Raw genomic sequence first — 12943 nt, 5'->3', positions numbered from 1 at the left:
TCACCCAAATGCCGCTTCATAGCGATTCAACCGGACATTCTTCTCGCCCCCTGTCTCGAGGTAGAAACGGCGCAGGAGGTTCTTCGCCACCAGCAGGCGGTAGTCTGCGGAAGCTCGCCAATCGGTCAGCGGCGTGAAATCGTCGGAAAATGCAGCTATTGCCTTTTCGATCGCCCCTTCGTCCCAGACGGCACCGACCAATGCCTGTTCGACGGCACCGGCGCGTTTGGGCGTTCCAGCCATGCCGCCAAATGCAATAACGGCACTTTTCACGCGACCTCGTTCATCGAGAACAATCCGGAATGCGCCGCAAACGGACGAAATATCTTCGTCCAGGCGCTTGGAGATCTTGTAGACGCCATAAAGATCGTCGGCGCCGAGATAGGGAATCTGGATCGCTTCGACAAATTCCCCGGGTGAACGATCCTGCTTTCCATATTCGATGAAATAATTCTCGATCGGAACAGAGCGGCGGATTTTGCCCTTCCGCAACAGAACCGTTGCGCCAAGGCCGATCAGGGCTGGAGGCGTATCGCCAATCGGCGAGCCATTGGCCACATTTCCACCGACGGTCCCCATGTTGCGAACCTGCTGGCCGCCAATACGGTTCCACAATTCAGTCAATTGCGAGAAATGCCGGATGATGGCCGGATAGGCTTCCGTATAGCTAACACCGGCGCCAAGGGTGAGACCATCACCGCCTTCACTGATCTGCCGCAGATCATCCAGATGCGACAGGAAAACGACCGGTCCGATCTCACGCATGAACTTCGTCACCCAGAGCCCGACATCTGTCGAGCCTGCAACGATGGTCGCGCCTGGATTGTTTTCCAGCACGTCGGCGAAATCATCGACATTGGCGGGAAGGATGAGCTGTTGCTTGCCCTCGCCAATAACGACGCGCTTGCCGTCCCTTAATGCAAGCAACTGCTCGGTCACACGTGCCCGTTCAGCAACCAGCGGGTCCTTCTTCAGATCACCAACCGCTGAAACACTCTCGGCAGCCCGGATGATGGCCGCATAACCAGTACAGCGGCAAAGATTACCCTGCAGCGCTTTCTCGATTTCCTGGGTGTTCGGTCGCGGATTCCGCATCCACAACCCGTAGAGCGACATGACAAAACCGGGCGTACAGAAACCGCATTGGGAGGCATGGGTATCTACCATCGCCTGCTGCACCGGGTGCAAAGTTCCGTCCGTTTCGGCCAGCGCTTCGACGGTAACGACATGGCAGCCATCCAGCGAACCGACAAAGCGGATGCAGGCATTCACCGATTCATATTTGAGCTGGCCATTGAACAGCCGGCCGACAAGAACAGTGCAGGCGCCGCAATCGCCCTCCGCGCAACCTTCCTTGGTGCCGCGCAGCTTTCGATCGAGCCGGAGAAAATCGAGAAGTGTTTCCGTGGCGGAAACATCCGTCCTCTCGACAATCTTGTCGTTGAGCAAAAACTGGATGCTGTTGCGGATCTGGATTTCCATGTGAGATCAGCTCCCGCGATAGGTTGAATAGCCAAAGGGCGCGACGAGCAGCGGCACGTGGTAATGCACATTCTGGTCATCGATGCCGAAGCGGATCGGGACAACGTCCAGGAACGGCGTCTGGCCATTCGCTGGCTCGTTACCGAAATACTCACCCACATGGAAGCGCAGCTCGTAGGCGCCCGAGCGCATATCCGTCCCGGTCAGAAGCGGGTTATTGCAGCGTCCATCTTCATTGGTACGTGTGCTGTGCAAAGGCATGAGACGATCGCCATCGACACGAAAGAGGTCGATCCGCAGCTTCGCGGCAGGCTTGCCGCTGGCCGTATCGAGTACATGGGTCGTCAAACGGCCGGCTGCTTCGTTGTGAAGGCTCATGAGGTTCCTCCCTCCCATGGAGTACTTTCAATTTTCCATCGCCCAATTTGCCCGGAGACACGCCTCGGGGGTAGGCAGCGCTTGATTGGAGGACTTTCAAAATTTTCTGGGGGAATGCCTCACCTGTTATTTGAGTATTCAGGGGAAGGATTTGAGCGCATCTGAGGAGGGAGTGCCTTCATGAGATATCCCCGGGACATGTACGGGTATGGAGCAACAGGGCCACAGGCCAATTGGCCGGACGGCGCGCGTATCGCGGTCCAGTTCGTCGTCAATTACGAGGAAGGAGGCGAGAACTGCGTGCTACATGGTGATGCCGCGTCCGAAGCATTCCTTTCCGAGATTGTTGGTGCGCAGGCTTGGCCCGGCCAGCGGCACTGGAATATGGAGTCTATCTACGAATATGGCGCCCGCGCCGGGTTCTGGCGGTTGTACCGGCTTCTGACGACGAAGAACGTGCCGGTCACGGTCTATGGCGTCGCGACGGCCCTGCAGCGCTCGCCGGCGCAAGTTCGTGCGATGCTCGATGCAGACTGGGAAATTGCGTCCCATGGTCTGAAATGGATTGACTACAAGGATTACAGTCCGGAAGCCGAACGCGAGCACATGCTTGAGGCGATCCGCATTCACACGGCAGTCACAGGCGAGCGTCCACGAGGCTGGTACACCGGCCGTTGTTCCGTGAATACGGTCGACCTCGTGACCGAAGAAGGCGGCTTTGACTACGTTTCCGATTCCTATGCCGACGACCTGCCTTATTGGCACGAATCCGGCGGTCGCCATCAGCTCGTCATTCCCTACACGCTCGATGCAAACGACATGCGTTTTGCCACCCCTCAGGGCTTCAATTCGGGCGATCAGTTCTTCTCCTACCTGAAGGACAGCTTCGATACGCTCTATGCTGAAGGCGAAGCGTGTTCACCGAAAATGATGAGCATCGGTTTGCATTGCCGTCTTGTCGGCCGGCCCGGGCGCATTGCAGCGCTCGCGCGTTTCATCGACTATGTGCAAAGCCACGAAAAGATCTGGCTGGCGCGCCGCATCGACATCGCGCGGCACTGGGCTTTTAATCATCCCTACAAGCCGCAGGAGCTTCGCCCGTCATCCCTTGGTGAAGCGGCATTCGTCGAGCGCTTCGGTGGTGTCTTCGAACATTCTGACTGGATCGCCGAGCGAGCCTTTGCTGCCGAGCTTTCGCCAGCGCACGACACCGCCATCGGACTTTATTCCGCGCTCACAACCGTTTTTCGCAGCGCTTCGGAAGGCGAACGTCTCGGGGTTTTGAATGCGCACCCGGATCTCGCAGGCAAGCTGGCGCAGGCCAAGCGGCTGACGGAGAGCTCAACGCAGGAACAGGCGTCCGCTGGTCTCGATGCACTCCCTGACAATGAGCGCGAACAGTTCACCGCGCTCAACACTCGTTATGTCGAGACTTTTGGTTTTCCATTCATCATCGCGGTGAAGGGGCGCAGTAAGGACGAGACCCTTGCCGCCTTCAAGACCCGGATCGGCAATGATCGCCAGACCGAATTTGATACCGCGTGCCGGCAGGTGGAGAGGATTGCCCTTCTCCGGCTTCAGGACATGCTGCCAAGTTGAAGACCACGGCTCACCAACCCAAGGATAAGCAGATGCGCGAGATACTCGTTCAGCCATTGACCCGGGAAGCCTTTGCGCCTTTCGGGGATGTCATCGAGATTGAAGGGGCACACAGCTTCCCGATCAACCACGGCATGTGCATACGTTACCACGACCTGGCCAAGGTCGAGGCGACGGGGGAGAAGGCGCGAACGCTCGTCAGCCTGCTGCGCGGCAAACCCTACGAACTGCCGCTCAAGCTGGAGATGGTTGAACGCCATCCATTCGGCAGTCAGGCGTTTGTGCCGTTGTCAGAGAATCCATTTCTCGTCGTGGCCGCTCACGAGCAGCCCGACGGTCCAAGCGATCCAGTGGCTTTTCTGACGAAACCTGGTCAGGGCGTGAATATTTATCGCAATGTCTGGCACGGAATTCTGACTCCGCTTGAAGGCGACTCTGATTTCGTCGTCATCGACCGCGGCGGCGACGGGATCAATTTGCAAGAATATTTCTATCCCGAGCCATTTCTCATCCGCTGATAACCCAAACTAAAATGGAAATGGCCGCGTCAGGCACGGCCATTTTTCTGTTTTCACCACAACTTCAGATTTCACTTTAACCCGTTGAAAGATGAATTGAGCTTGTTCAATTAAGCGGTATCGAGTTCTTGTCTTTGCCAGCCTGATAGCGCGCCGAAAGCTCAGTATATTTAGCGCTGATTGCTGCAGCGCGCTTTTGCAGTCTGTGCCGATCCGGTTCAGGAAGCTCGGCAATCAACTTATGAATGGCGTAGCTCTTCCAGAAGGCATTCTCCCGATTGTAGCCACCGGGTTCAAGGGTGAACACTTCCTTGAGGATTTTGAGGTCATGCGGGATGGCGAATGCATCGCGTGAATCCTCGTGGCTGAAGAAGTAATAGAAATTGTCAAAGCCGGCCCAGGTGATGGCCGAGAGACACATGGAACAGGGTTCGTGTGTCGAGAGGAAGATCAGTTCGCGCGGGTCCGGCCGCTCGTTCCCATCGACTTCGTAAAACCGCTTCAGCGTATGGACTTCACCATGCCAGAGTGGGTTTTCGGTTTCGTTGTTGGTTTCAGCCAGCACGACCGAGAAATCCGATTTGCGCAGTAAGGCTGCTCCGAAAATCTTGTTGCCGGCTGCGACGCCCTTTTCTGTCATTGGAATGATCTGGTGTTCCATTGCGTCAAGCAGCGCGTCAAGTACGTTCGTCGTCGAGGGTTGCTGTGTCATGGGTGGTCTTTCTCATTGCAGGCTATCGAGAGTGTGGGAATGGCATGGTGCGGATGCGGCAATCGCCGCACCCGCATTCTGGCTGGCTTCAAGCCGTAAACAGCGCGAAACGCAAGATGAAGAGTATTGCAACGAGCCAGGTCGCCAGATGCACGACCTTCGCCTGCCCGGTCAAGGTTTTCAACACTACATGTGCGATGAAGCCAAACGCGAGACCGTTGGCGATCGAATAGGTGAAGGGGATCATGAGGGCGGTCAGCGCTGCCGGAGTCGATTCAGTCACGTCGCCCCACTCGATATCGACAAGCTCATGCATCATGAGACCAGCGACGTAGAGCAGAGCTGGTGCTGTTGCATAGCCCGGTACGGATGCAGCCAGCGGTGCGATGAAGAGCGATGCCAGGAAAAGGACAGCGATGGTCAACGCGGTCAATCCGGTACGCCCGCCTGCCTGAACGCCGGATGCACTTTCCACATAGGCGGTGGTGCTGCTGGTGCCGAGCAATGAGCCTGCAACGATCGCAGTACTGTCGGCAAAAAGCGCGCGGCCGAGATTGTTGGGCTTGCCCTCTTCGATCAGTCCAGCGCGCTTGCTGACGCCAATCAGCGTTCCGGTAGCATCAAAGACCTCGACCAGCACGAAGACCATGATCACTTGCAGAAGCCCGGTGTGGAGAGCGCCCGTGATGTCGAGCTGCAGGAACGTCGGTGCCAGGCTCGGCGGAGTGGAAAACACGCCCTTGAACTCACTGACTCCAAGGATCATCGACAACACGGTAACGACGAGAATGCCAATGAGGATTGACCCGCGTACCTTCAGGGCATCAAGTGCGGCGATGACGAAGAAACCCAAAATAGCAAGTAATGTGCCGGTGCCGCCGAGGTGCCCAAGCCCAACAAAGGTTGCAGGGTTAGCCACGATGATGCCGGAGTTTTTCAAGGCGATGAACGCGAGGAAAAGGCCGATACCGGCTGCGATTGCGCTGCGCAGCGATTTGGGAATTCCTGCGACGAGCCAGCTTCGCACTCCCGTTACTGTGAGGAGCAGGAAGATGCAGCCCGAAATGAAGACAGCTCCCAGCGCCTGTTGCCAGGTGAAGCCCATGGCCGCCACAACCGTGAAAGCAAAGAAGGCATTGAGTCCCATGCCCGGAGCCATACCAATGGGCCAATTGGCCACCATCGCCATCACCGCGGAGCCAAGTGCGGCAGCGATGCAGGTCGCGACAAAGATCGCATTTCGATCCATGCCCGTGGAGGACAAAATCTCGGGATTAACAAAAATAATGTACGACATCGTCAGGAACGTCGTCAGTCCGGCCAACACTTCCGTACGCGCGGTCGTGTTGTGGTCGCTAAGCTTGAAAAGCTTTTCGAGCATAATTCCTCCCCTTGGCAAACGCCTAAGTCTTTCGGTTGCTGCGCGAGCGCTTCAGGCGCAGTATTGCAGACATCCGATTCTGAGTTTTCGATAATTCCATCAAGAGATGACAGGCACACACTCCTCCGCATGCCTGTCCGCTCTTCAGTGTCGCCACCGCAAAATTGATTGTGCTTCTTTCGTGACGCCGATGCTAGGCACCCATTCCGCATTCATTTGCGAAACAGCTTCAATATTATATTGATTCTAAAGATGGCAAATAAACACGGAAAAGGACTGAAGGCAGTGGCCAATATTACCGCGTGGCCACGATGAAGATACGTGGAAACGGCAAGAGCACCATGCCATCGTTCATCTGCCGGTAGGAACGAGAAATGCGCTCTTTATATTCTTCAAGAAAGAGCAAACGTTCCGCTTCGTCGAGCAAGGAAAGATAAGGCCGCAGACCTGAACCCTTGAACCATTCAATAATACCGTCCAGCCCCTGCAAAGGATGATTATAGGTAATACGCCAGACCTCGACCCGCTGGCTGAGGGGCCGCAGCAGTTGATAATAGGAGGAGGCGTCTCCCACCTGCGTGCGGGCAAAATCCGCCTTTGCCATTCTGTCCGCCCATTTCCCGTCCGATGCCACCTCACGCATGGCCACATGCGTCGGCTCATCCAGATTGTCGGGCATCTGGATCGCCAGGGAACCGCCGGAATTCAGGAAACCCATCAACCTCGAAAAAAGTTGTTCATGACCCGGCAGCCACTGCATCACGGCATTGGCGTAGAGAAGATCCGCATTCTGCTCTGGCCGCCAACTATCAATATCGGCCGTTGCGAAATGGCATTCGGGCAAGCGTTCTTTTGCCATTGCTACCATTTCCGCCGAAGAATCGATGCCCTGAACGACAGCCTGTGGAAACCGCTTCACAAGCAGCTCCGTCGAATTGCCCGGGCCGCATCCAAGATCGACGGCAAATTTCACTTCCCTAGTGGGAACGGCGGAAAGCAGGTCAATCGCCGGGCGCGTGCGCTCATCCTCGAATTTAAGATACTGTCCCGGCGACCACGCTGGCTTTGTCATATCGTCCTCTGGCTCCTTCGAACGAACGACGTTCAGCCATCATTCGTCATTGAATTCTTTTCATAATATCTGATGCAATCGTCTTAACAATGTTTTCTGGAGTGAGTAGGCCTACACTACTTTCCTTGACTTCCTTCTCAGGTGGCGGAGACCTGAAATCGGTGGCTTTGGTTTCCACCGGAAAGAACGCCGGATTCGCAGCGGCCGACGTCGCATATACAACCGGAAATGTTAATCTCCGCACGGGGCCGGGTACAACCTACACCCGAGTTGGGACGTTGCCCGCGGGTCTCCGTTTCAACGTCTTGGCCTGTCAGTCAGACTGGTGTCACGTTGGTCATCAGGGCGTACGGGTTGGCTCTCGGCCAACTACCTTGACCGGTCGGTAATTGAGCGCCCCACGATCGTCGTTCGTCCAACAGTCGTGGTCAGACCGCCATATTATGGGCACCGCCCTCATCATCCGAGACCACCATTTCGGCTGCGGCCAACCTGCAGGATCGCACCCGGATATCCTTGCAGGTAAGGCTTACTTCCGAGGGGACATTGCATGCGCAACCGTCCCCTTTTGCAGTAAATATTATCTTTCAAAAAGTGCATAAATTTCTCGACCCCATGTCGGGATTGGCCATACTGGATCGTCTTCATATAAGGAGGAACGATCCGAATGCTTTATGCCATACTCTGCTATAATCCAGAAGACGTCGTCGGCGCCTGGAGCAAGGAGGAGGACGATACCGTCATCGCACGCCTTTCTGTTGTCCAGGACAAACTCAGAGAGCAGGGACGCCTCGGCCCTGTTGCACGGCTACTCCCTACCACGGCCGCGACAACGCTCAGGAAGGGCCGTGAGGAACCCATTATTATCGATGGGCCATTTGCCGAAACCAAAGAGCAGCTTCTGGGGTTTTACGTGGTCGACTGCGCTTCGCTGGATGAGGCACTCGACACCGCGCGCGACCTCGCAAAAGCAAACCCGGGGACAGGCTCCTATGAAATCCGGCCCGTTTCCATCTTCAGGCCGGGATCGAGCTTTTCATGAGCGATACCTCCTGGATCGATGCCGCGCTCACTGCCGCCCGCCCGCAAGCGGTCGGCGCGCTGCTGCGTTATTTCCGCAATCTCGATACGGCGGAGGAGGCTTTCCAGGAAGCCTGTCTTCGCGCTCTGAAAAGCTGGCCCAAAAACGGCCCTCCGCGGGATCCGACAGCGTGGCTGATCTTTGTCGGCCGTAACAGTGCGATTGACGGGGTGCGGCGCCAGGCGAAGCAACAGCCGCTGCCGCCAGAGGAAGTTCTGTCCGACCTGGAGGACACCGAAACTGCAGTCGCCGAGGGGATCGATGGCTCGGATTATCGCGATGATATTTTACGTTTATTGTTCATTTGCTGTCATCCCGATCTTCCTGCGACGCAACAGATCCCGCTTGCACTCAGAATTGTGTCCGGCCTCTCCGTCCGGCAGATCGCGCGCGCCTTTCTCGTCAGCGAAAGCGCCATGGAACAGCGCATCACACGTGCAAAGAGCCGTATCGGCGCCGGCGATGCACAGTTTGAAACACCGGGGCCGGTGGAACGTGCCGAGCGGCTCGCCGCCGTCGCGGCAATGGTCTATCTGATCTTCAACGAAGGATATTCCGCCGGCAGAGCCGAGAGCCAGGCGCGCTTTCCCCTGTGTGAGGAAGCAATACGACTGGCGAGGCTTTTGCTGCGTATTTTTCCGACAGAGCCGGAAATCATGGGTTTGACCGCGCTTCTCTTGCTGCAGAATGCTCGCGCCGACGCGCGTTTCGGTGCGGATGGGTCGGTGATATTGCTGGAAGATCAGGACCGCGGCCTGTGGAACCGCAAGCTGATCAATGAGGGGCTCGCTTTGATCGACAAGGCGATGCGCCACCGACGTCCCGGCCCCTATCAGATTCAGTCGGCAATCGCCGCTCTGCACGCGCGGGCTCTGCGTGCCGAGGATACGGACTGGGCGGAGATCGATGTGCTCTATGCGGCTCTTGAACGACTGATGCCGTCGCCGGTGATCACGCTCAACCGTGCTGTCGCCGTTGCCAAGGTGCGCGGGCCGGCGGAGGCTTTGGCCCTGATTGAGCCGCTTGAGGACAGGCTTTCCGGCTATTTCCATTTTTTCGGCGTCAAGGGCGGTCTCTTGATGAAGGTCGGCCGTGCCAGCGAAGCTCGCGAGGCCTTTAACCGTGCCATCTCCCTTGCCAATACCGCTGCAGAAGCAGCCCACATTCGCATGCATCTCGACAGGCTTGCTCAAGACTGATTTCTTCACTCCCCCGCAATTTTGAGAAGTATGTCGGATCGCCGGTTGCCGGTTCGTCCTTGGATCAGAACCGATCAAACAAGGAGAACACCAATGAGCTACGATGCCACCCCGAATTCCGATCGCGATCTCGTCCTGACCCGCATGATCAATGCGCCACGCGAGAAAGTGTTCAAGGCATGGACCGATGCCGAACTTCTGAAACAATGGTTCGCGCCCCTGCCCTATACGACACCACATGCGGAACTTGATGTCCGTGTCGGTGGTGCAAACCTCATCGTCATGCGCGGGCCAGACGGCAATGAATTTCCCAATCGGGGCGTATACCTAGAGATCATCGAGAACGAAAAAATCGTCGTCACCGACGCCTTTACCAAGGCTTGGGAACCTTCAGAAAAGCCATTCATGACCGTGATCCTGACCTTCGAGGACGTGGGCGGCAAGACCAAGTACACAGCACTGGCACGGCATTGGTCCGTCGCCGATCGCGAAGCGCACGAGAAAATGGGCTTCCACGAAGGCTGGGGCATTTGCGCCGACCAGCTTGAGGCACTCGCCTCGAAGCTCTGACGCAAAGGAGAACGAGATGACTACCAGCGAAAAAATCGACGAGAAATCGGCAGTGGCCGCCGTGATTGAAGAGTGGTCGAAAGCGATCAGTGGCAAGGATGCGGCACGGGTGGTGTCGCATCTCACCGACAAGGTGGTGCAATTCACTCTGGCTCCGCCCTTGCAGTATAAAGGCAAGGATGCCGAAGATCTGCAAGGCTGGTTTAATACCTGGCAGGGGCCGATCGGCGGCGAGGCGCGCGACGTCGAGATCAACGTCGGCGGCGATGTTGCCTTTACAAGGGGGCTCGTCCGCATGACCGGCACCAAAACCGATGGGGAGCAAGTCGATCTCTGGTTCCGCCAGACACTCGGCCTTCTCCGGCAAGCTGGCTCCTGGAAGATCGCTCATGTCCACACGTCCGTTCCCTTTTACATGGACGGCAGCTTCAAGGGCGCATTCGATCTGAAACCATAGATCTCATCAACCATGCATGTCGATCGGCGTTTTGTGCGCCGCTATATCGTGCGGCAGGATCGTCTGCCGCTCGATCATACGATGCACACGCGGATCGGTCGGGCCCTTGTGGAGCGCACGTATCCGGTCGCCGATGGCCGCGTCCGCCTGAGTTCTGCGCTGGTTGTGACGCACATATTCGACCCAGGTCGGCGTGTGATAGCTCTCGGTCCATATTTCCGGATTTTCAAGATCGCGCATCAACGCCCAATGCCCTGCTCCGTCACGAATGCGCACGCGCCGCCGATCGGCCATGACGGCAAGAAACTCCGGGACGTCTTCTTCGGCGATGACGTAGTCGATCATGATGACGATGGGGCCGCTGCGCGGCTTCAGATCCAGCGCAAGGAGCGGCTCGCTGAAGCGGTTGAGCGGATCGAGATTGAGTGTCTTGAATTCCGGCAAGGCATAGCGAAAGCCGATGGCGGCCCCCAGGAGCATGACGACGCTCGAGGCGAGCAGGGCCTTGTCCGCACCGTACTCCCCCGCCGCAACACCCCACATCCAGCTGCCGCCGGCGATACCGGCAAAGGTTGTCGTCTGATACAGAGACAAGGCCCGCCCGACCACCCACCGCGGAGTCGAAAGTTGCACCGTTACATTGAACAGTGAAAGGGCAAGCACCCAGCAGGCCCCTGCCAGCAGTAGGGCCGCATTTGTGGGCCATGCGCTGGGGCTGATTGCCGTTGTGGCAGCGCTAACCGCAAATCCGGCAAAGGCAAGCCTTACGATGGCTTCGCTCGAGAGGAATTCGCGCAACCGCCCGCTCAGGAGCGCCCCGCCGATCGCTCCAATGCCGAACGAACCCAGCATGACGCCGTAGACCAGCGGGCCGCCGCCAACGAGGTCACGCGCAACGAGCGGCAGCAGCGCAAGCACCGCGCTTGCAGATAGGCCGAACACGAAGCCACGGAATATAACCTTGCCGATATTTGGCGACATGGCCACATAGCGCAGGCCGGCCGAAATAGCCCTTCCGAGCGTTTCTCGCGGCAAGGTGCTCGAAGCATATTCAGGCTGCCAGCGAAACAGTGCGTAGATCAACGGGATGTAACTCATCGCATTGACCGCGAAGGCCGCAGCGGCGCCTGCAATTGCGACGATGACACCGCCAATGGCCGGGCCAACGCTGCGGGTGATATTGAAACCCATGCTGTTGAGGGCAACAGCGCCCGGCAAATCCTCGCGCGGAACCATGTCACCCACCGACGCCTGCCAGGACGGATTATTCAGCGCCGTTCCGCATCCGATGAGAAAGGTAAACGCCAGCAGCAGCCAAGGCGTAATCAAGTGAAAATAAGCGAAGGCGGTGAGAAGAACCGACACGATCATCATGAACCATTGCGCCACGAGCATGACCCTGCGCCGGTTGAAATTGTCCGCGAGGGCGCCCGAGACGAGTGAGAAGATCATGATCGGCAGAGCAGTCGAGGCTTGTACCAGCGCAACCATCCCGACCGAATTCGAGATGGTGGTCATCATCCAGGCTGCCCCGACGGACTGGATCAGCGAACCGAAATTCGAGGAAAGACTTGCTATCCAGATAGTCCTGAAAGTCTCGTTTCTGAACGGGGCAAGCGGTGATGTTCGGTCTGTCACCTCATCAACTTTCCTGTTTGACAAGAATCGATTGGCAGATCCCGTTATAGGCGAGCCTGTAGTGAATGCCAGCCACTGTATCGACCCTCGTCGTTCAACTTACGTTTTCAATCTTAAGGAAGCGTGGGAATGCAACGGCGGGCCAATGATGGATGGATTTTTCGGCATATTTGCCTCCCTTGCCACGCCGGCTTTCGCCTCCGGCCATTGAATGGTGGTGGGAAGACGGGCGGTCGAGAGGCAAGAGCAGCGGTGTTCGACAAGCTCACCACTTATCTGCAAAGCTTCGTGAACCCAAAAAAATCCCTCCCGCGAGGGGAGGGAAAATAAGGAGCGGCCCCCGTCGCTCCTCAAACAGCGTCTTTTTACTGAACGACGCTCTACGCCATCTCGTCATACATGGCGTTTATCTTGTATATTGCCTCAGCGCGGTTCGTTGCCCGCAGCTTCTTCAGGATATTTCGCACGTGAACTTTCACGGTGTTCGGCGCAAGCTTGAGGGCATAGGCAATTGTCTTGTTTGCCTTTCCCAGCCGCAGGACCCGGATGACGTCCTCCTCCCGCGGCGTGAACATTTCCCCGCGCTTGGATTGATATCGCCTTGTCCCGAGGATGCGCTGAATATCGCAGAGGTTCTCCGCCGCCACGAAAACACCGCCGGCCAATGCCATCGATATCGCTTCAATACAGACCGCTATCCCCGCATTGCCGGGAAGATAGCCGCGTGCCCCTTGCTCGAGAACGTTCAAAATCTGCTGAAATCCGCATAATTCTGCCTGAACGATGACGGGGATGTTCGGAAATCTCCGAACAAGCGTCTCGATCTCGAACGCGATCGAGTTATCCATGAACCTGG

General features: G+C 57.0%; 15 protein-coding genes. 8 read left to right on the top strand and 7 right to left on the bottom strand.

Annotation, left to right across the window (positions count from 1 at the left end; genetic code table 11):
- Both xdhA and uraH read right to left on the bottom strand, forming a co-directional pair.
- Nucleotides 1-1482 (bottom strand): xanthine dehydrogenase small subunit, encoded by a 1482-nt coding sequence (xdhA, locus tag AAAC48_RS03995; RefSeq protein ID WP_340652928.1) that lies wholly within the window; start codon nt 1480-1482, stop codon nt 1-3.
- Between the two features lie 6 nt (nt 1483-1488).
- Complete coding sequence (uraH, locus tag AAAC48_RS03990; RefSeq protein WP_340652927.1) at nt 1489-1860, bottom strand: hydroxyisourate hydrolase; 372 nt, start codon at nt 1858-1860, stop codon at nt 1489-1491.
- A gap of 180 nt (nt 1861-2040) precedes the next feature.
- On the opposite strand from uraH, the gene puuE reads away from it, so the two are divergent.
- Entirely contained in the window at nt 2041-3459 is a 1419-nt protein-coding gene (gene puuE, locus AAAC48_RS03985; RefSeq protein WP_340652926.1) for an allantoinase PuuE, read from the top strand.
- A gap of 32 nt (nt 3460-3491) precedes the next feature.
- Complete coding sequence (locus tag AAAC48_RS03980; protein WP_340652925.1) at nt 3492-3977, top strand: ureidoglycolate lyase; 486 nt, start codon at nt 3492-3494, stop codon at nt 3975-3977.
- A gap of 106 nt (nt 3978-4083) precedes the next feature.
- Here AAAC48_RS03980 and AAAC48_RS03975 read toward each other — a convergent pair whose 3' ends face one another.
- The 3 genes from AAAC48_RS03975 to tam all read right to left on the bottom strand — a co-directional run bounded on the left by AAAC48_RS03975 (nt 4084) and on the right by tam (nt 7142).
- On the bottom strand, nt 4084-4689 hold the full coding sequence (locus AAAC48_RS03975; RefSeq protein WP_340652924.1) for a nucleoside deaminase: 606 nt from the start codon (nt 4687-4689) through the stop codon (nt 4084-4086).
- 88 nt (nt 4690-4777) lie between these two features.
- A complete protein-coding gene (locus AAAC48_RS03970) occupies nt 4778-6070 on the bottom strand; it encodes an NCS2 family permease (RefSeq protein ID WP_340652923.1) in 1293 nt (430 codons plus the stop codon).
- Nucleotides 6071-6365: 295 nt separating this feature from the next.
- Entirely contained in the window at nt 6366-7142 is a 777-nt protein-coding gene (gene tam / locus AAAC48_RS03965; RefSeq protein WP_340652922.1) for a trans-aconitate 2-methyltransferase, read from the bottom strand.
- 89 nt (nt 7143-7231) lie between these two features.
- Between tam and AAAC48_RS03960 the strand changes: the two genes are divergently transcribed.
- The 5 genes from AAAC48_RS03960 to AAAC48_RS03940 all read left to right on the top strand — a co-directional run bounded on the left by AAAC48_RS03960 (nt 7232) and on the right by AAAC48_RS03940 (nt 10449).
- The gene (locus tag AAAC48_RS03960) at nt 7232-7531 is read left to right on the top strand and encodes an SH3 domain-containing protein (protein WP_340652921.1); all 300 of its coding nucleotides are present in this window, start codon (nt 7232-7234) and stop codon (nt 7529-7531) included.
- A 278-nt stretch (nt 7532-7809) separates the two neighbouring features.
- Nucleotides 7810-8184 (top strand): YciI family protein, encoded by a 375-nt coding sequence (locus tag AAAC48_RS03955; protein ID WP_340652920.1) that lies wholly within the window; start codon nt 7810-7812, stop codon nt 8182-8184.
- Nucleotides 8181-9422: an RNA polymerase sigma factor gene (locus AAAC48_RS03950; protein ID WP_340652919.1), complete on the top strand. Its 1242-nt coding sequence runs from the start codon at nt 8181-8183 to the stop codon at nt 9420-9422. The genes AAAC48_RS03955 and AAAC48_RS03950 overlap by 4 nt, the downstream gene beginning before the upstream one ends.
- 93 nt (nt 9423-9515) lie before the next feature.
- Nucleotides 9516-9992, top strand: a complete 477-nt coding sequence (locus AAAC48_RS03945) for an SRPBCC family protein (RefSeq protein WP_340652918.1) — start codon at nt 9516-9518, stop codon at nt 9990-9992.
- 16 nt (nt 9993-10008) lie between these two features.
- Entirely contained in the window at nt 10009-10449 is a 441-nt protein-coding gene (locus AAAC48_RS03940) for a nuclear transport factor 2 family protein (protein WP_340652917.1), read from the top strand.
- Nucleotides 10450-10455: 6 nt separating this feature from the next.
- Here the strand turns inward: AAAC48_RS03940 and AAAC48_RS03935 are convergent, their stop codons facing one another.
- Entirely contained in the window at nt 10456-12033 is a 1578-nt protein-coding gene (locus AAAC48_RS03935) for an MFS transporter (protein WP_340652942.1), read from the bottom strand.
- Here AAAC48_RS03935 and AAAC48_RS03930 point away from each other — a divergent pair.
- Complete coding sequence (locus tag AAAC48_RS03930) at nt 11957-12298, top strand: hypothetical protein (RefSeq protein WP_340652944.1); 342 nt, start codon at nt 11957-11959, stop codon at nt 12296-12298. The genes AAAC48_RS03935 and AAAC48_RS03930 overlap by 77 nt on opposite strands.
- A 169-nt stretch (nt 12299-12467) precedes the next feature.
- Here the strand turns inward: AAAC48_RS03930 and AAAC48_RS03925 are convergent.
- A partial coding sequence (locus AAAC48_RS03925) for a response regulator transcription factor (protein WP_340652916.1) occupies nt 12468-12943 on the bottom strand: 476 nt, incomplete at its 5' end.

It is taken from the genome of Phyllobacterium sp. (assembly GCF_037994405.1).
In the GTDB taxonomy this organism is placed as follows: Bacteria; Pseudomonadota; Alphaproteobacteria; order Rhizobiales; family Rhizobiaceae; genus Phyllobacterium.
The sequence above is the reverse complement of the archived record's forward strand: the minus strand, read 5'-3'. Positions and strand labels throughout refer to the sequence as shown.